This window comes from Streptomyces sp. MS06, assembly GCF_047200655.1.
Taxonomy (GTDB): Bacteria; Actinomycetota; Actinomycetes; order Streptomycetales; family Streptomycetaceae; genus Streptomyces.
Genome location: NZ_JBJZOJ010000001.1, coordinates 205728 through 223669, shown reverse-complemented (window position 1 = coordinate 223669; position 17942 = coordinate 205728). Strand labels below are relative to the sequence as shown.

The window sequence follows — 17942 nt, the reverse complement described above, 5'->3', positions numbered from 1 at the left end:
GGACGGCGGATAGCGGACGGCGGATAGCGGTCCGCGGGTCCGCGAGTGCCGGGTGCCCGGTGCCGGGTGGCACGTGCAGCGTGGCGGGCGGGTGCCGGGGCGGAGGGGAGCGCGGTCGCCGTATTGACGGGTGTGACATGTACCCGCACACTGCTCCGAAGTAAATCGGTAACACAACCGAAACTTTCGGAGGCTTCCATATGAGAACTCTGAGACACGGGTTACCACTGACGTCCCTGTTCACCGGGGCCGCGACGGTCGGCGCCCTGCTCCTCGCGGCGCCGGGCGCGCACGCCGCCGACCCGCCGCTGCGCGATCTGGCCGCCGCCCAGGGAAAGGTGGTCGGGACCGCGGTCACCAGCTCCAAGCTGAGCGGCACCTACGCCGACATCGCCGGCCGGGAGTTCAACTCCCTCACGCCCGGAAACGCCATGAAGTGGGAGTCGGTCGAGCCCAGCCAGGGCAGCTACAACTGGTCCGCGGCCGACCGGGTCGTCGACTTCGCCGAGGCCCACGACCAGCAGGTGCGCGGCCACACCCTGGTCTGGCACAGCCAGAACCCGAGCTGGCTGACCAACGGGAACTGGACCCCGGACCAGCTCCGCACCCTGCTGCACGACCACATCGACACCGAGGTCGGCCGCTACAAGGGCCGCCTCGCCTCCTGGGACGTGGTCAACGAGGCCTTCAACGAGGACGGCACCCTCCGCTCCGACCTCTGGTCCGACAACCTCGGCTCCGGATACATCGCCGACGCCCTGACCTGGGCGCACGCCGCCGACCCGGGCGCCAAGCTGTACATCAACGACTACAACGTCGAGGGCGTCAACGCGAAGAGCGACGGTCTGTACGACCTGGTCAGGTCGCTGAAGCAGGACGGCGTCCCGATCGACGGCGTGGGCCTCCAGGCGCACCTGATCCTCGGCCAGGTCCCCTCCACGCTCCAGCAGAACATCCAGCGCTTCGCCGACCTCGGCGTCGACGTGGCGATCACCGAGCTGGACGTCCGTATGCAACTGCCGTCGGACAGCGGCAAGCTGACCCGGCAGGCCGCCGACTTCAAGAGCGTCGTCTCCGCCTGCACCGCGGTCACCCGCTGCGTCGGCGTGACCGTGTGGGGCTTCGCCGACTCCGACTCCTGGATCCCGGACGTCTTCGACGGCTACGGCGCGGCGACCCCGTACGACGGCGACTACCAGCCCAAGCCGGCCTACTCCGCCATCGCCGAGGCCCTGGGCGGCACGGGTGACACGGGCGGCGGCGACGGCGGCGGTGACGGCGGTGGCGGTACGCCCCCGGAGGGCTGCACGGCCGCGTACAGCGTCGTCAACCAGTGGAACACCGGCTTCACCGGTCAGGTGACCCTCTCCTGCTCCGGTGCCTCGCTGTCGTCCTGGCGGGCGCACTGGACGTTCGGCGCCGGCCAGCACCTCACACAGGCCTGGAACGCCGGCTGCTCCCAGTCCGGAGCCGAGGTGAGCTGCGCCAACGCCTCCTACAACGGGACGGTGCCGGACGGCGGTTCGGTGACCTTCGGGTTCAACGCGTCCTGGAGCGGCAGCAACCCGGTCCCGGAGGTGACCCTGGGCTGAGCGGCCGCACGCGGCCCCGGGACAGGTGGGACCGGGCCGGGTGGGGTCCGGGCCGGTGGAGGACCGGGGTCAGGCGGGTGCGCCGAGCAGCATCGTCGGCGCGCCCGCCACCCGGGTGAGGAACACCGTCGCGGAGCGCTTCCCGTGCGGCCGCGGCAGCACCTTGCGGCGCAGCTCCTCCGGCTCCACCGCCGACCCCCGCTTCTTCACGGTCAGCACCCCGACCTCCCGCTCCCGCAGCAGCGCCTTCAGCTTCTTCACGTTGAACGGGAGGCGGTCGGTGATCTCGTAGGCGGAGGCGTACGGGGTCGGGCGCAGCTCGTCCGCCGTCACGTAGGCGATGGTCGCGTCGATCAGCCCGCCGTCCAGCTCCTCGGCGGCCTCGGCGACCAGATGGGCCCGGATGACGGCACCGTCGGGTTCGTACAGGTACCGGCCGGGCGGCCGCACCGCCGGATCCAGCAGTCCGCGCCCGGTCAGCGTGCGCGGCCCCGGCAGCAGGGTGGCCCGTACCGTGCCGGGAGCGGTGCCGAACCACAGCACCGCCTCCTTCACGTCCCCGCCGTCCGAGATCCACTCGGCCTCGGCGTCGCCGGGCACCGCCTCGTGAGGGACCCCGGGAGCGATCTTCAGGGCGGCGCGGGGCCGCCGGCGGGCGGCGTCGACGGCCCAGGACAGGGGCGGCGAGTACGCCTCCGGGTCGAAGACGCGGCCCCGGCCGCCGCGCCGGGCGGGATCGACGAACACCGCGTCGTACCCGGACGTGTCGACGTCGGCGACGTCCGCCTGCCGCACCTCGATCAGCGCGCCCAGCCCGAGCGCCGCCGCGTTCGCCCGCGCCGCCGCCGCCGTCAGCGGGTCCCGGTCCACCGCCAGCACCCGGATGCCGGCCCTGGCCAGTGCGATCGCGTCGCCCCCGATACCGCAGCACAGGTCGGCGACGGAGGTGACGCCGAGGGCCCGGAACCGGGCGGCCCGGTACGCGGCGACGGCGGCCCGCGTGGACTGCTCCACCCCGTTCGGCGTGAAGAACATCCGCCCGGCGTCCTCGGCCCCGAACTTGGCCACCGCCCGCTGCCGCAGCCTCGCCTGGCCGAGCGCCGCCGACACCAGTTCGGCGGGATGGTCCCGGCGCAGCCGGGTGGCGACGGCGAGTTCCTGCGCGGGTTCGGTGCCGCGCACCTCGTCGAGGAGGGCGCGGCCCTCCGGGGTGAGCAGGGGGGCGAGATCGTTCACCGGCCCATTGTGGGCCAGCCGGTGGACGGTGCGCCTCCGGCGCGGGTGTCGGGCCGGATCCGGTGCGGGGGACTGCGAGGATCCGGCACCATGCGAGTAGTCGTACAAAACGATGAATATCGGGTGCGGGTGCGATCACGGGCGCGGTGGCGCCGCCGCGCCGCCACCCGCGGCGCCCTCGCCGCGCTGGCCCTCGCCGCCCTCGCTTCGGCCTGCGCCCAGGACGGCTCCACGCAGGTCCGCCCGGCCCCCGGCCAGCAGCGCAGGCTCCAGGCCCCGGCCGCCCGCGCCCTCGACTCGTACGCCGGCAGACTGCGCGCCGACTACACCGCCCGAGCCGCGGCCGCCAAGCGCTGGGGCCTGTCCGCGATCCCGCTGAAGGCGCCGCCGCCGCCCGCGAAGAAGCCGCACGTCACCACCCGCAAGGGCTTCGAGGTGGACGACCACGAGGAGCTCGGGCTGCCGCCCGTCTTCACCACGGTCCCCACCAAGCAGAAGGTCGTCTTCCTCACCATCGACGACGGCGCCGAGAAGGACCCGGCGTTCCTCCGCATGATGAGCGATCTGAAGATCCCCTACACCGCCTTCCTCAGCGACTACCTGATCAGGAAGGACTACGGCTACTTCAGGAAGATGCACGCCCGCGGCGTGACCCTGAACAACCACACCCTCCACCACCGCTACCTGCCCGCGCTGTCCTACCGCAGCCAGAAGCGCGAGATCTGCGGGATGCAGGACGTGATCCGCAAGCAGTACGGCACCCGCCCGACCGTCTTCCGGCCGCCGTACGGCAACTACAACCAGGACACCCTGCGCGCCGCGAAATCCTGCGGGATCGAGTACGCCCCCCTGTGGGACGAGGAGGTCTACGTCGACCACTGGGAGTACCGCGAGTCGGACCGCGACCTCCACCCCGGCGACATCGTCCTCACCCACTTCCGGGGCCGCAAGGAGTGGAAGGGCACCATGCCCGACATGATCCGCCGGTTCCTGAAGAAGGTGACGGCGGAGGGCTACGCGGTGGCGCGCCTGGAGGACTACCTGTGAGCCTCCGGGGGCGCGCGCTGCTCCCCGCCGCCCTGGTGGCGGCCCTCGCCCTCGCCCTGCTCCCCGGCTGCGCGCACCCGCCGACCGGCCCGCACCGCCGCGCCGACGGGCGGACGTCCGGGCAGCCCCGCCCCCGGCCGGCCGGGCGGGCCGGCCCCGAGGCGGCCGCCGCCGCGGCGCCGCCGTACCGCCGCTGGGGCCTCTCCGCGCCCCTGACCCCGCCCCCGCGACACACGCGGCGGCGCCCCGCGGGGAGCGCCGGCCCCGGCCTCCCGCCGGTCGTCGACCACGTCCCCACCCGCGACAGGGTCGTCTTCCTCACCTACGACGACGGCGTCGAACGCGACCCGCGCCTGCTCGACATGGTCCGCGAACTCCACCTGCCGGTCACCCTGTTCCTCACCGACAGCGTCCTCGGACCGGGCTACGGGCAGCTCGCCCGCCTGCGCGCGGTGGGCGCCGGCATCCAGAACCACACCCTCGACCACTCCGCCCTGGGCGGCCTGCCCTACGCCGGCCAGCGCGCCGAGATCTGCGGGCAGCAGCACAAGCTCCGGGCCCGCTTCGGCGTCCGCCCCCGCCTGCTCCGGCCGCCCTACGGCGCCCACGACCCGATGACCCGGCGCGCCGCCGCGGACTGCGGGGTCGCCGCGGTGGTCCTGTGGCGGGCCACTCCGGGCGAGGGTGCCGGACCGGCCTTCACCCGCGGCCCGCACCGGCTGCGCCCCGGCGACATCGTCGCCGTCGACCCGGACGGCACCGGCGGCGCCGACCTGCGGGCCCGCACGGTGCGGCTGCTCGAGGCGGCACAGCGGGAGGGACTGTCGGTGGGGCGCCTGGAGGACTACCTGTAGGAGCTGCTCCGCTCCGCTCCCGACCCCTCCGGGGCGGCCGTGCGGTGCGCCGCGCCGAACGGCAACTGGCACTCCGCTTGACCGAGTGCTAATCCCGGTCATAGTCTCGGCTCTGGCACTCGCCACAGGAGAGTGCCAATACGCGACGGGCAGGTCCGGCACCCGCGACGACGGATCGACCTGGTCGCCACCTCAGACAGTTAACCCCGTGAGATCTCCGAAGGGGGAGGTCGGATCGTGACGACCACCAGCTCCAAGGTTGCCATCAAGCCGCTCGAGGACCGTATCGTGGTCCAGCCGCTGGACGCCGAGCAGACCACGGCCTCTGGCCTGGTCATCCCGGACACCGCCAAGGAGAAGCCCCAGGAGGGCGTCGTCCTGGCCGTCGGCCCGGGCCGCTTCGAGGACGGCAACCGTCTGCCGCTCGACGTCAAGGTCGGCGACGTGGTGCTCTACAGCAAGTACGGCGGCACCGAGGTGAAGTACAACAACGAGGAGTACCTCGTGCTCTCGGCCCGCGACGTGCTCGCGATCATCGAGAAGTAGGCGGACTTCACCCGAAGCCAACGCTTCAGCTGCGCCCCTGGCCCCCCGCAACCCACAGGAAGCCGGGCGCCCGGGGCGCAGTTCGTTTCACACCCCAGATTTCCGAGAGGGCTCACGCTCCCATGGCGAAGATCCTGAAGTTCGACGAGGACGCCCGTCGCGCCCTCGAGCGCGGCGTCAACAAGCTCGCCGACACCGTCAAGGTGACCATCGGCCCCAAGGGCCGCAACGTCGTCATCGACAAGAAGTTCGGTGCGCCGACCATCACCAACGACGGCGTCACCATCGCCCGCGAGGTCGAGGTCGAGGACCCGTACGAGAACCTCGGCGCCCAGCTGGTGAAGGAGGTGGCGACCAAGACCAACGACATCGCGGGTGACGGTACGACCACCGCCACCGTGCTGGCCCAGGCGCTGGTCCGCGAGGGCCTGAAGAACGTCGCCGCCGGTGCCTCCCCGGCGCTGCTGAAGAAGGGCATCGACGCGGCCGTCGCCGCCGTGTCCGAGGACCTGCTCGCGACCGCCCGGCCGATCGAGGAGAAGTCCGACATCGCCGCCGTGGCCGCGCTGTCCGCCCAGGACCAGCAGGTCGGCGAGCTCATCGCCGAGGCGATGGACAAGGTCGGCAAGGACGGCGTCATCACCGTCGAGGAGTCCAACACCTTCGGCCTGGAGCTGGACTTCACCGAGGGCATGGCCTTCGACAAGGGCTACCTGTCGCCGTACTTCGTGACGGACCAGGAGCGCATGGAGGCCGTCCTGGAGGACCCGTACGTCCTCATCCACCAGGGCAAGATCTCCGCCATCGCCGACCTCCTGCCGCTGCTGGAGAAGGTCATCCAGGCCAACTCCTCCAAGCCGCTGCTGATCATCGCCGAGGACGTCGACGGCGAGGCCCTGTCGACCCTGGTCGTCAACAAGATCCGCGGCACCTTCAACGCCGTCGCCGTCAAGGCCCCCGGCTTCGGCGACCGCCGCAAGGCGATGCTGCAGGACATGGCGGTCCTCACCGGCGCCACCGTCATCTCCGAGGAGGTCGGCCTCAAGGTCGACCAGGTCGGCATCGAGGTGCTCGGCTCCGCCCGCCGCATCACCGTCACCAAGGACGACACCACCATCGTCGACGGTGCCGGCAAGAAGGAGGACGTCGAGGGCCGCGTCGCGCAGATCAAGGCCGAGATCGAGGCGACCGACTCCGACTGGGACCGCGAGAAGCTCCAGGAGCGCCTCGCCAAGCTGGCCGGCGGCGTGTGTGTCATCCGCGTCGGCGCCGCCACCGAGGTGGAGCTGAAGGAGCGCAAGCACCGCCTGGAGGACGCCATCTCCGCGACCCGCGCCGCGGTCGAGGAGGGCATCGTCTCCGGTGGCGGTTCCGCCCTGGTGCACGCCTCCAAGGTCCTGGAGGGCAGCCTCGACAAGTCCGGCGACGAGGCCACCGGCGTCGCCGTGGTCCGCAACGCCGTCGTCGAGCCGCTGCGCTGGATCGCGGAGAACGCCGGCCTGGAGGGCTACGTCATCGTCTCCAAGGTCAAGGAGCTGGAGAAGGGCAACGGCTACAACGCCGCCACCGGCGAGTACGGCGACCTGGTCAAGGCCGGCGTCATCGACCCGGTGAAGGTCACCCGCTCCGCCCTGGAGAACGCCGCCTCCATCGCCGCCCTGATGCTCACGACCGAGACCCTGGTCGTCGAGAAGAAGGAAGAGGAGGAGCCGGCCGCCGCCGGCCACGGGCACGCCCACTGAGCCCACCGCTCGCCCCGAAGGCCCCGTTCCCGCGCCCGCGGAACGGGGCCTTCCCCGTCGCCGCGCCCGTCGCCCCGCCCGCCGTCCTACCCACCGTCGACGGGCCCACCGTCGACGGGCCCACCGTCGACGGGCCGACCGCCCACGGGCCGACCGTCCTCGGGCTCGCCGTCCACGCGCCCGGCGGTGCCTGCGGGCGGCATCCGGTGCCACCGCCGCGCGGGTCCCGGACCGCGCAGCCCGCTCACTGCGCCAGCACGCCCAGCTGCTCCAGCAGGCCGGCCCGGTCGTAGCTCCACCAGCCCTCGCAGATCCGCCCGTCGCGGAAGCGCTGCCAGGTCATCCCGGCCATCTTCACGTCCTGGCCGGACGCCGGGATGCCCAGGAACTCGCCCCGGTGCCGGGCGAGCCACATCCACCGCGTGGAGACCCGGTCGTCCTGCGCCAACTGGTCGTCGACGCGGAAGCGGAAGTCGAAGGCGGCACGCCACCCGGCGTACTCCGCGGCGACCGCCTCTAGGCCCCGCACCGGGTGCGGGTTGGAGGGGTCGTGGTCGACGTAGTCCTCGGTGAGGAGTTCGCCGGACCGTTCCGGCGCGCCCTCGCCCATGGCCGCGAAGAAGGCCCGGGCCGTCAGCACGTTGAGCTGCTCGTCGCGCACCACGTCGAGGTCGGTGAAGGTCGGCATCTCCTCGCAGAGCGCGACCATGTCCTGGAAGATCCTGTCGGTCTCGGGCAGGTTCGAGTTGCGCATCGCGTCCTGGTACGAGGGGAACTCCACGATCTCGATCAGATGGGAGGCGTCCGAGCGGTCCTTGCCGACCACCGCGTGGGTGGCCGTCCGCCTTCCGCTCGTCTGCTCCATCCACCTGTCCAGCAGCCGGTTCATCTCGTCGAGCCGGCTCGTCCTGCAGTCGATGAGCTGTACGAAGGTCATGCTCTCGCCTCCGGTCCACCGCGGGTCCGGTATCCGCCACACCTCCATGCTCCCACCGGCTCCGGACCCGCACCGCTCGGCGGCGCCGCTCAGCGCGGACCGTACTTGCGTCCCGTCCGCGAGGAGATCCCGCCCAGCATGCCCCGCGGGACCAGCTTCGCCGCCCCCGTCAGCGCCTTGTACCGGGGGTCGGGAACCGACAGGGACCTGCCGCGCGCCAGGTCGGTCAGCGCCGCCGCCACCAGCTTGTCCGCGTCCAGCCACAGCCAGTTCGGGATGTTGTCCGTGCCCATTCCGGCCCGCTGGTGGAACTCGGTGCGGACGAACCCGGGGCACAGCGCCATCAGCCGCACGCCGGAGCCCGCCAGATCGCGCGCCGCACCCTGGGTGAACTGCACGACCCACGCCTTGGACGCCCCGTACGTCCCGCGCGGCACGAACGCCGCCACCGAGGCCACGTTGACGATGCCGCCCCGGCCGCGCGACCGCATGGGCTCCGCCGCGGCCGAGGTCAGCCGGAGCACCGCCTCGCAGTGCACCTTGAGCATCCGCAGCTCGTCGGCCATCGGCACGTCGAGATAGCGGCCCTTGTTGCCGAAGCCGGCGTTGTTGACCAGCAGGTCGACGGGTCTGCGGCGGTCGCCGAGACGCGCGGCCACCGCCTCGATGCCCTCGTCCGTCGCCAGGTCCGCCGACAGCACCTCCGCCTCGACGCCGTGCCGGTCGTGCAACTCGGTGGCCTGCTCGCGCAGCCGTGTGGTGTCCCGCGCGACGAGCACCAGATCGTGCCCGTCCGCAGCCAGCCGCCGCGCGAAAGCGGCACCGATTCCCGCGGTCGATCCCGTGATAAGAGCCGTTGTCATGGCCCAAGCGTAGTTACCGGGACCGACGGCACCCGTCCTTCGCCGACCGCCGAGCCGTGCTTCGTCCGCCTCCCGGACGTCCCGCCCCGCAGACCTCCGCCCCGGAGGACCGACCGGGATCTCGACGCTTCAGGGGGCCGCGTCGGTCTCCCGCTGCGCCACGTACTTCCGCGCCGTCTCCCGCGCGACCGGGTTCAGCGCCTCCCCCGCCGCCAGCAGGCGCGGCAGCAGCGTCCGCTCCGTGGTGACCGCGCGGAACTGCAGCGCCACCGACACCTCGTGCTCCGGGCGGTACACGACCTCGACGGGGTCGCCCGCCCGGATCTCGCCCGGCTCGACCACCCGCAGGTACGCGCCCGGCGCACCGCGCTCGGTGAAACGCTTCACCCAGCCCTGTTCGCCCACATGACCCTGGAAGGTGCGGCAGGGGATGCGTCCGCTGGTCACCTCCAGCAGCAGCGTGGCCCCGACCCGCCACCGTTCGCCGATGAGCGCCCCGGACACGTCGACGCCCTCGGTGGTGAGGTTCTCCCCGAACGCCCCGGGCGCCAGCGGCCGGCCCAGCACGCGCGCCCACGCGTCCAGGTCCTCGCGGGCGAACGCGTACACCGCCTGGTGGTCGCCGCCGTGGTGGCGGGTGTCGCACACCGCGTCGCCGGCCACCCCGCTCGCGCCGGCGCCCCTCGGCCCCGGCGCCGCCACCCGTACCGGGCCTTCCACCGGCCGCTTGTCGATACCGGTGAGCCCTTCGGGCTGATCGGTGTAGGGCACGGCGCGCGCACGGCCCAGGTTCACTGACAGAAGCTTCATGACCGTACGGTAGGCGACCGGTTGTCAAAGTGTCGACGCGGTATTTCGCCTCGTATCCAAGGCCCGCTTATGCTCGAGGGGTGATCGAGGCTCGTCATCTCCGCGTCCTGCGCGCCGTCGCCGCCACCGGGTCCTTCTCGGCGGCCGGGCGCGAGCTGGGCTGCACCCAGCCCGCCGTCAGCCAGCAGATGAAGGCGCTGGAGGCGTCCGTCGGGACGCCGCTCCTGGTGCGGGCCGGCCGCGAGATGCGGCTGACGCAGGCGGGCGAGGCCCTCGTCCGGCACGCGGCCGGCATCCTCGCCGGGCTGACCGCCGCCGAGGAGGAGGTCGCCGCCATCGCGGGACTGCGCGCGGGCCGGGTCCGCCTGGTGTCCTTCCCCAGCGGGAGCTCCACCCTCGTCCCCAGTGCGCTCGCCGCGCTGCGCGCCGCACACCCCGGCACCCGGGTCTCCCTCGAGGAGGCCGAGCCGCCGCAGTCGGTCGACCGGCTCCGGGCCGGCGACTGCGACATCGCGCTGGCGTTCCACTACGCGGGCGCCTCCGGAGCCGAGGAGTGGGACGACCTGGTCGTGCGGCCGCTGCTGACCGACCCGCTGGTCGCCCTGGTCCCCGAGCGGCACCCGCTCGCGCCGGCCGCTTCGGTGGCCATCGGCGACCTCGCCGGGGAGCCGTGGATCGCCGGCTGCCCGCGCTGCCGGGGCCAGCTGGTGGAGGTCTGCGCGAGCGCGGGCTTCACACCGCGTATCGACTTCGCCACCGACGACTACCCCGCGGTGGTGGGGCTGGTGGGCTCCGGTCTCGGCGTCGCGGTACTGCCCCGGCTCGCCATCGAGTCGGTACGACCGCGGGGGGTGCGCACCCTGGCGCTGGAGCCGCCGGTCCCCAGGGAGGTCGTCGCGCTCACGCTGCCCGATCTGGCCAAGGTGCCGGCGGTCGCGGCGACGCTGGACGAACTCGCCCGCGCGGCGGAGCGACCGCGCACCCCCTGATCCGCGAAGGGGGACGACCGTCGGCCCCGGTCGTCCCCGCGCCGGCAGGGGCGCCGGCAGGGGCATCCGTGTGCCCCACGGTCTCCCGACCCCTCGGGTCCCGGGGCCGGGACCGGTCCTGACAGGAACGAGGGCACGCGTGCCGCGTGCCCTCGGATCATGGTCGAAAAAACGTTCCTTCAGTGCGGTGGTGCGGCATTGCCGCCGCCAGCCGCTGTCACCAGGCGGTTGCGTGCCCGCCCCATCAGCTCCTCGCGCTCATCCTCTGTCAATCCGCCCCACACGCCGTACGGTTCCCGCACCGCCAGCGCGTGTGCCGCGCACTGTGCGCGGACCGGGCACCTCATGCAGACCTCCTTGGCCGAGTTCTCGCGAGCGCTTCGAGCCGCACCGCGCTCGCCCTCCGGATGGAAGAAGAGCGAGCTGTCCACCCCGCGGCAGGCAGCCAGCAGCTGCCAGTCCCACAAATCCGCGTTCGGTCCGGGAAGGCGGGAGAAATCTGCCATTGCGTGACCCCTTGCAGCCGTTTCGAGCGGATACGGTGCCCATGACCGTACAACTACGATCTAACGAGATGAAAATATGACCCATTGCGAATCTAGCTTCAGACACCAGCACATGGGAAGAAATAGGGCCGAACGGGGCATGGTTGTGACGAAAGGTTGCAGGTCTCCCGCGCGTGCTCTCGCCGTGTCCGTGCCCTCACGTAGAGTGCTCAAGATGGCATACAGCCCCGTAACTCTTTCGGGTGACCGTCGTTGAGAGTGCGGAGGCGGTTGAAAACACAAGCGCTCGGGCAGGCGTCCGAGACGGTCGACCGCACAGGTGACGATTCGTACCAGCCTGGAGGCACAAGGTGACGCGCATCAGCTGCGGAGGGCGGCCATGACTTCCGTCCTCGTCTGCGACGACTCCCCGCTTGCCCGAGAGGCGCTCCGCCGCGCGGTCGCGACCGTGCCCGGCGTCGAGCGCGTGACGACTGCGGCCAACGGCGAGGAAGTCCTCCGCCGCTGGGGCGCCGACCGATCCGACCTCATTCTCATGGACGTGCGCATGCCCGGCCTGGGCGGCGTGGAGACAGTCCGTCGACTGCTGTCCGCCGACCCCGGTGCGCGGATCATCATGCTGACCGTCGCCGAGGACCTGGACGGCGTCGCGCTAGCCGTCGCGGCCGGCGCCCGCGGCTACCTGCACAAGGACGCCTCGCGCGCCGAGCTGCGCGCCACGGTCACGCAGGCCCTCGCCGACCCGACCTGGCGGCTCGCCCCGCGCCGGCTGCGCTCCGCGGAGATGGGGGCGGCGCCCACCCTCACCGCACGGGAGATCCAGGTCCTGGAGGGTATGAGCCACGGCCGCTCGAACGCCGAGATCGGCCGGGAACTGTTCCTCTCCGAGGACACCGTGAAGACGCACGCCCGGCGGCTGTTCAAGAAGCTCGGCGCCTCGGACCGCGCACACGCGGTGGCGCTCGGCTTCCGGTGGGGCCTGGTGCGCTGAGCTCTGCGCCGGGATGCGGGCCGCCGACCGCCACGTCGGATGCCGTGCGGGGGCGCACCGGAGCGTGGCCCGCCCGCGCGGCGGCCCACCCGGGCCGCGCTCGCCGGCACGGCAGGGCGCCGCAGTGGGCGCCCCGTCGAGCAGCGGGTGCACGCACCTCCGCCGCAGCGCCGGTGCCCGGAGACGCACGGGTCCCCGGGACCGCCCGGGCGCCGCACGGTCCGTGGGACCCCGAAGCCCCGCCGGTCCGACAGGGACGCGGCCCGTCGTGGCGGGCCCCGGATCGTTGTGCGCCACGGAGGCCGCGGGAGGTGTGCGGGCTCCCGGCCCCCTCCGCGGCGACGCCCTCCGGGCCGCCGGCCGCCTCACGACGGTGCGACGGCCGCGTGCGGTGGACTCGCCGCCGACGGTGAGATCTCCGCCGACGGTGAGATCTCCGCGGACGGTGAGATCTCCGCGGACGGTGAGATCACCGCGGACGGAGGAGTCCTTGCGGTCGGTGGGGTCCTTGCGGTCGGTGGGGTCGTTGCGGATGGTGAGGCGGCCGCGGGGTATGCGGTGGCCGTGGACGCAGCGACGGCGGCGGGCCGGGCGGTGGCTTCGCCGGTTGCGGCGCTCACGGGCCGGGCAGTGGCCCGGACAGTGCGGCGGCCCTGCACGAGGAAGCCTCCTGGAGCGGCCGCGTCCGCCGCCCGGCGGGTTACTCCGGGCGGCCCCGGAGGCGCCCCGAGCGCCCGGTCGGGCGGACCTCTCGCAGAGCCCGCCGGATGGCCGCTGCTCGTTTCCCCGCGGATGCCGCATCCTTGAGGTGTGGAGTTCCTCGGGGACGAGTCGGTCGAGCGGAAGGGGAGGGCGCAGGGGATGAGTTCCAGCGCACCTGCTCATAACGCTTCAGTGCACAAGGACGGGCGTGGCGCCACGGACCGCGCGGGCGCAGGGCACCATGGTCGGATGCGTGACGACGAGGCGGCCACCCCTGCCCAGGGGCCGATCGGCGCACTCGTGCACCGTGCCGTCGACGGTGATGAGCAGGCCACGCACGACCTGCTCGCCCACGTCCACCCGCTGGCGCTGCGCTACTGCCGCACCCGGCTGTCCCGGCTGCCCGGCGACGCCCGCCACTTCGTCGAGGACCTCGCCCAGGAGGTCTGCGTCGCGGTCCTGCTCGCACTGCCCCGCTACCGCGACACCGGCCGCCCCTTCGAGGCGTTCGTCTTCGCCATCGCCGCGCACAAGGTCGCCGACCTGCAGCGGGCCGCCATGCGCCACCCCGGCTCCACGGTCGTACCGTCCGACGAGATGCCCGAGCGTCCCGACGACTCGCTCGGCCCCGAGGAGCGGGCCCTGCTCAGCAGCGACGCCGAATGGGCGAAGAAACTCCTGGCCAACCTGCCCGAGAACCAGCGGGAGCTGCTGCTGCTGCGTATCGCCGTGGGGCTCACCGCCGAGGAGACGGGGCAGATGTTGGGAATGTCACCCGGCGCGGTCCGGGTCGCCCAGCACCGCGCGCTGAACCGCCTGCGCGCACTCGCAGAGCAGTAACCGCACCTTCGTTGAACAGGCGGCCACCCGTTCCCGTACGAACACACGAAGCCGGAACCGGTCCCGGGCCGTGGAATGAGACGGCCCGACTTCCCGTTAGCATGGACATCCGCACCGAGCAAGGCCATATGGGGAAGGTGTCATGACTGCAAACGTCGACGGAGTGCCCGGTAAATTCGCCACCCTCGGGCTCACGTACGACGACGTGCTGCTGCTGCCGGGCGCATCCGACGTGCTCCCCAACGCGGTCGACACCTCGTCCCGCATCTCCCGCAACGTCCGGGTCAACATCCCGATGCTGTCCGCGGCGATGGACAAGGTCACCGAGTCGCGGATGGCGATCGCCATGGCACGTCAGGGCGGCGTCGGCGTCCTGCACCGCAACCTCTCCGTCGAGGACCAGGTCAACCAGGTCGACCTGGTCAAGCGCTCCGAGTCCGGCATGGTGGCCAACCCGATCACCATCCACCCGGACGCCACGCTGGCCGAGGCCGACGAGCTGTGCGCCAAGTTCCGCATCAGCGGAGTCCCGGTGACGGACGCCGAGCGCAAGCTGCTCGGCATCGTCACCAACCGTGACATGGCCTTCGAGACGGACCGCTCCCGCCGGGTGCGCGAGGTCATGACGCCCATGCCGCTGGTGACCGGCAAGGTCGGCATCTCCGGCCCCGACGCCATGGAACTGCTGCGCCGGCACAAGATCGAGAAGCTTCCCCTGGTCGACGACCAGGGCGTCCTCAAGGGCCTGATCACGGTCAAGGACTTCGTGAAGGCCGAGCAGTACCCCAACGCCGCGAAGGACGCCAAGGGCCGCCTGCTCGTCGGCGCCGCCGTGGGCGCCAGTCCGGAGGCCCTGGAACGCGCCCAGGCCCTCGCCGCAGCCGGTGTCGACTTCCTGGTCGTCGACACCTCGCACGGCCACAACAGCAACGCGCTCGACTGGATGGCGAAGATCAAGTCGAGCGTGGACGTCGACGTGATCGGCGGGAACATCGCCACCCGGGACGGCGCCCAGGCGCTGATCGACGCCGGAGTCGACGGCATCAAGGTCGGTGTCGGACCGGGCTCCATCTGCACCACCCGCGTGGTCGCCGGTATCGGCGTCCCGCAGGTCACCGCGATCTACGAGGCCGCCCTCGCCGCGCGCGCCGCGGGGGTCCCGGTGATCGGCGACGGCGGCCTGCAGTACTCCGGGGACATCGGCAAGGCCCTCGCCGCCGGTGCCGACTCGGTCATGCTGGGCAGCCTCCTCGCCGGCTGCGAGGAGTCCCCGGGCGAGCTGCTGTTCATCAACGGCAAGCAGTTCAAGTCGTACCGCGGCATGGGCTCCCTGGGCGCCATGCAGTCCCGCGGCCAGGGCCGCTCCTACTCCAAGGACCGCTACTTCCAGGCGGACGTGGCCTCCGACGACAAGCTCGTCCCCGAGGGCGTGGAAGGCCAGGTCCCCTACCGCGGCCCCCTCTCCAACGTCCTCCACCAGCTCGTCGGCGGCCTGCGCCAGACCATGGGCTACGTGGGCGCCACCACCGTGTCGGAGATGGAGTCCAAGGGCCGCTTCGTGCGGATCACCTCGGCGGGTCTGAAGGAGTCCCACCCGCACGACATCCAGATGACGGTCGAGGCACCCAACTACAGCAACAAGAAGTGAGGCACGCGCGGGCGTGACGCGCGCCCGAGCGACACCTGACGGCCGACAACGGCGGCCCCGGCACCCTCCGGGGCCGCCGTTGTCGTACCCGTCGGGGATACTGGAAGGCGCTGCAACGCATCAGGGAAAGGCCACAGACGTGACTGAGATCGAGATCGGGCGCGGCAAGCGCGGCCGCCGGGCGTACGCCTTCGACGACATCGCCGTCGTTCCCAGCCGCCGTACGCGGGACCCGAAGGAGGTCTCGATCGCCTGGCAGATCGACGCCTACCGGTTCGAGCTGCCGTTCCTGGCCGCCCCCATGGATTCGGTCGTCTCCCCGGCCACCGCGATCCGCATCGGCGAGCTCGGCGGCCTCGGCGTGCTGAACCTCGAAGGCCTGTGGACGCGGTACGAGGATCCGCAGCCGCTGCTCGACGAGATCGTCGGGCTGCCCGACGAGACGGTGGCGCGCCGACTCCAGGAGATCTACGCCGCTCCCATCAAGGAGGAGCTGATCGGGCAGCGCATCAAGGAGGTGCGCGACTCCGGCGTCGTCACCGCCGCCGCGCTGTCCCCGCAACGCACCGCGCAGTTCTCCAAGGCCGTCGTCGACGCGGGCGTGGACATCTTCGTCATCCGCGGCACGACGGTGTCGGCGGAACACGTCTCGCACTCGCACGAGCCGCTGAACCTGAAGCAGTTCATCTACGAACTCGACGTGCCCGTGATCGTCGGCGGCTGCGCCACCTACACCGCCGCCCTGCACCTGATGCGCACCGGCGCGGCCGGCGTCCTCGTCGGCTTCGGCGGCGGCGCCGCGCACACCACGCGCAACGTGCTCGGCATCCAGGTCCCCATGGCGACCGCGGTGGCGGACGTGGCGGCCGCCCGCCGCGACTACATGGACGAGTCCGGCGGCCGGTACGTGCACGTGATCGCCGACGGCGGTGTCGGCTGGTCCGGCGACCTGCCCAAGGCGGTCGCCTGCGGCGCCGACTCGGTGATGATGGGCTCTCCGCTGGCCCGCGCCACCGACGCGCCCGGCAACGGCCACCACTGGGGCATGGAGGCCGTCAACGAGGAGCTGCCGCGCGGCCAGAAGGTCCACCTCGGCACCGTCGGCACCATGGAGGAGATCCTCACGGGTCCCTCCCACTCGCCCGACGGCTCGATGAACTTCTTCGGCGCGCTGCGCCGCGCCATGGCCACGACCGGCTACAGCGAGCTCAAGGAGTTCCAGCGGGTCGAGGTGACGGTGGCCGACTCGCAGCACCGCCGCTGAGGCCGCTCCGACGCACACCGGCCGCCGCGGACCCGTGCCGCGGCGGCCGGTGTGCCGTCCCGGTCGGTTTCGGAGTCGGTGCGCCGCCCGGGTCGGTTTCGGATTCGGTGCGCCGTTCCGGCCGGTTTCGGAGCCGGTGTGTTGCCGGGTCGGTCTCAGAGCCGGTGTGCCGCCCCGGTCGGTGTGGCGCCCCTGGTGTCCAGCAGTAGCTGCGCCTTCACCGACAACCCCTGCAGGTCGTACGTCCGGTGCTGCTGGAGCAGGATCGTCAGGTCGGCGCCGGCCGCTGCCTCGTAAAGCGAGTCCGCGCGGGGTACCGGCCGGTCCAGGACGCTCCACGACGGCACGTGCGGGTCGTGGTAGCTGACGGCGGCGCCGAGCTGCATCAGGCCCGTCGCGATCTCCTCCGCGGGCGCGCCCTGCCGGTCGGGGAGGTCCGCCTTGTAGGTGACGCCGAGCAGCAGCACGCGGGCCCCGCGGGCCGACTTGCCGTGCTCGTTGAGCAGGGCGGCGGCGCGCTGGACGACGTAGCGGGGCATCCGTCCGTTGACCTGCTGGGCCAACTCGACCATGCGCAGTCCCCGGCCGCCCCCCTGCCCGGTCAGGTCCTGCGGCACGGTGTGGCCGCCGACGCCGGGGCCCGGGCGGAAGGCCTGGAAACCGAAGGGCCTGGTCTCCGCGCAGCGGATGACGTCCCACAGATCGACGCCCAACTCGTGGCAGAGGACGGCCATCTCGTTGACGAGCGCGATGTTGACATGGCGGTAGTTGGTTTCCAGTAGCTGCACGGTCTCGGCTTCGCGCAGGCCGCGCGCCCGTACCACCTTGTCGCTGATCCGGCCGTAGAAGGCGGCGGCCGACTCGGTGCAGGCCGGGGTGAGGCCGCCGATGACCTTCGGGGCGGTGACCAGGGCACCGCGGTCGCCGGGGTCCACCCGGCTGGGTGAGTGGGCCAGATGGAAGTCGCGCCCCGCGCGCAGACCGGAGCCCGCCTCCAGGAGCGGCCGCAGGAAGTCCTCCGTCGTGCCGGGGGGCACGGGGGACTCGAGAACGACGGTGGTGTGCGGGCGCAACCGGGCGGCGAGGGTGCGGGCCGCGGACTCCACCTGGCCGAGGTCCAGGCCGCCGTCGGGGGCGCGCGGGGTGGGCGCGCAGATGACGGCGGTGCGCACCCGGCCGAGTTCGGCGGCACCGGTGGCCTGGCGGAATCCGCGGGCGAGCATGCGGCGCAGTTCTGCTGGGCTGAGCGAACCGGTCTCCGGGCCGGTCCGGTAGCCGACGGTGGGGATGCCGGCGGCGACGGCGGCCTGGGCCAGGGGCAGTCCGAGCGGGCCGAGTCCGATGACGGCGAGATCTGCGGGCATGGCGTGGGCCG

At 72.5% G+C, this 17942-nt stretch carries 16 protein-coding genes; 10 read left to right on the top strand and 6 right to left on the bottom strand.

What is annotated here, in order from left to right; genetic code table 11:
* Positions 1 to 200 precede the first annotated feature (200 nt).
* Complete coding sequence (locus ACL02U_RS00870; RefSeq protein ID WP_412788599.1) at positions 201 to 1592, top strand: endo-1,4-beta-xylanase; 1392 nt, start codon at positions 201 to 203, stop codon at positions 1590 to 1592.
* 69 nt (positions 1593 to 1661) lie between these two features.
* Here ACL02U_RS00870 and ACL02U_RS00865 read toward each other — a convergent pair whose 3' ends face one another.
* Positions 1662 to 2828, bottom strand: coding sequence for a THUMP-like domain-containing protein (locus tag ACL02U_RS00865; protein ID WP_412788598.1), 1167 nt, complete (start codon positions 2826 to 2828; stop codon positions 1662 to 1664).
* 90 nt (positions 2829 to 2918) lie between these two features.
* Between ACL02U_RS00865 and ACL02U_RS00860 the strand changes: the two genes are divergently transcribed.
* From ACL02U_RS00860 to groL, 4 genes are all read left to right on the top strand, one after another.
* The gene (locus tag ACL02U_RS00860) at positions 2919 to 3875 is read left to right on the top strand and encodes a polysaccharide deacetylase family protein (RefSeq protein WP_412788597.1); all 957 of its coding nucleotides are present in this window, start codon (positions 2919 to 2921) and stop codon (positions 3873 to 3875) included.
* Positions 3872 to 4729, top strand: coding sequence for a polysaccharide deacetylase family protein (locus ACL02U_RS00855; protein ID WP_412788596.1), 858 nt, complete (start codon positions 3872 to 3874; stop codon positions 4727 to 4729). Before ACL02U_RS00860 ends, ACL02U_RS00855 begins: the two co-directional genes overlap by 4 nt.
* Positions 4730 to 4966: 237 nt before the next feature.
* Positions 4967 to 5275 carry a co-chaperone GroES gene (groES, locus tag ACL02U_RS00850; RefSeq protein ID WP_067397107.1) on the top strand — a complete coding sequence of 103 codons (309 nt, stop codon included), beginning with the start codon at positions 4967 to 4969 and terminating at the stop codon, positions 5273 to 5275.
* 122 nt (positions 5276 to 5397) lie between these two features.
* Positions 5398 to 7017 carry a chaperonin GroEL gene (groL, locus tag ACL02U_RS00845; protein WP_412788595.1) on the top strand — a complete coding sequence of 540 codons (1620 nt, stop codon included), beginning with the start codon at positions 5398 to 5400 and terminating at the stop codon, positions 7015 to 7017.
* 244 nt (positions 7018 to 7261) lie between these two features.
* Here groL and ACL02U_RS00840 read toward each other — a convergent pair whose 3' ends face one another.
* The 3 genes from ACL02U_RS00840 to ACL02U_RS00830 form a co-directional block, all read right to left on the bottom strand.
* Positions 7262 to 7954: an ester cyclase gene (locus ACL02U_RS00840; protein ID WP_412788594.1), complete on the bottom strand. Its 693-nt coding sequence runs from the start codon at positions 7952 to 7954 to the stop codon at positions 7262 to 7264.
* A gap of 89 nt (positions 7955 to 8043) precedes the next feature.
* Positions 8044 to 8817, bottom strand: coding sequence for an SDR family NAD(P)-dependent oxidoreductase (locus ACL02U_RS00835; protein ID WP_412788593.1), 774 nt, complete (start codon positions 8815 to 8817; stop codon positions 8044 to 8046).
* 129 nt (positions 8818 to 8946) lie between these two features.
* Complete coding sequence (locus ACL02U_RS00830) at positions 8947 to 9627, bottom strand: MOSC domain-containing protein (RefSeq protein WP_412788592.1); 681 nt, start codon at positions 9625 to 9627, stop codon at positions 8947 to 8949.
* Positions 9628 to 9707: 80 nt separating this feature from the next.
* Between ACL02U_RS00830 and ACL02U_RS00825 the strand changes: the two genes are divergently transcribed.
* On the top strand, positions 9708 to 10616 hold the full coding sequence (locus ACL02U_RS00825; RefSeq protein ID WP_412788591.1) for a LysR family transcriptional regulator: 909 nt from the start codon (positions 9708 to 9710) through the stop codon (positions 10614 to 10616).
* 179 nt (positions 10617 to 10795) lie between these two features.
* On the opposite strand, the gene ACL02U_RS00820 is transcribed toward ACL02U_RS00825, so the two are convergent.
* Complete coding sequence (locus ACL02U_RS00820; RefSeq protein ID WP_412788590.1) at positions 10796 to 11122, bottom strand: WhiB family transcriptional regulator; 327 nt, start codon at positions 11120 to 11122, stop codon at positions 10796 to 10798.
* Positions 11123 to 11501: 379 nt separating this feature from the next.
* Between ACL02U_RS00820 and ACL02U_RS00815 the strand changes: the two genes are divergently transcribed.
* The 4 genes from ACL02U_RS00815 to ACL02U_RS00800 all read left to right on the top strand — a co-directional run bounded on the left by ACL02U_RS00815 (position 11502) and on the right by ACL02U_RS00800 (position 16567).
* Positions 11502 to 12113, top strand: a complete 612-nt coding sequence (locus tag ACL02U_RS00815) for a response regulator transcription factor (RefSeq protein WP_003948568.1) — start codon at positions 11502 to 11504, stop codon at positions 12111 to 12113.
* Between the two features lie 951 nt (positions 12114 to 13064).
* Positions 13065 to 13655: a sigma-70 family RNA polymerase sigma factor gene (locus ACL02U_RS00810; protein WP_412788589.1), complete on the top strand. Its 591-nt coding sequence runs from the start codon at positions 13065 to 13067 to the stop codon at positions 13653 to 13655.
* Positions 13656 to 13797: 142 nt separating this feature from the next.
* Entirely contained in the window at positions 13798 to 15303 is a 1506-nt protein-coding gene (guaB, locus tag ACL02U_RS00805) for an IMP dehydrogenase (protein ID WP_412788588.1), read from the top strand.
* Between the two features lie 139 nt (positions 15304 to 15442).
* Positions 15443 to 16567 carry a GuaB3 family IMP dehydrogenase-related protein gene (locus tag ACL02U_RS00800; protein WP_412788587.1) on the top strand — a complete coding sequence of 375 codons (1125 nt, stop codon included), beginning with the start codon at positions 15443 to 15445 and terminating at the stop codon, positions 16565 to 16567.
* 155 nt (positions 16568 to 16722) lie between these two features.
* Here the strand turns inward: ACL02U_RS00800 and ACL02U_RS00795 are convergent, their stop codons facing one another.
* The gene (locus ACL02U_RS00795) at positions 16723 to 17931 is read right to left on the bottom strand and encodes a nucleotide sugar dehydrogenase (RefSeq protein WP_412788586.1); all 1209 of its coding nucleotides are present in this window, start codon (positions 17929 to 17931) and stop codon (positions 16723 to 16725) included.
* Positions 17932 to 17942: the final 11 nt, after the last annotated feature.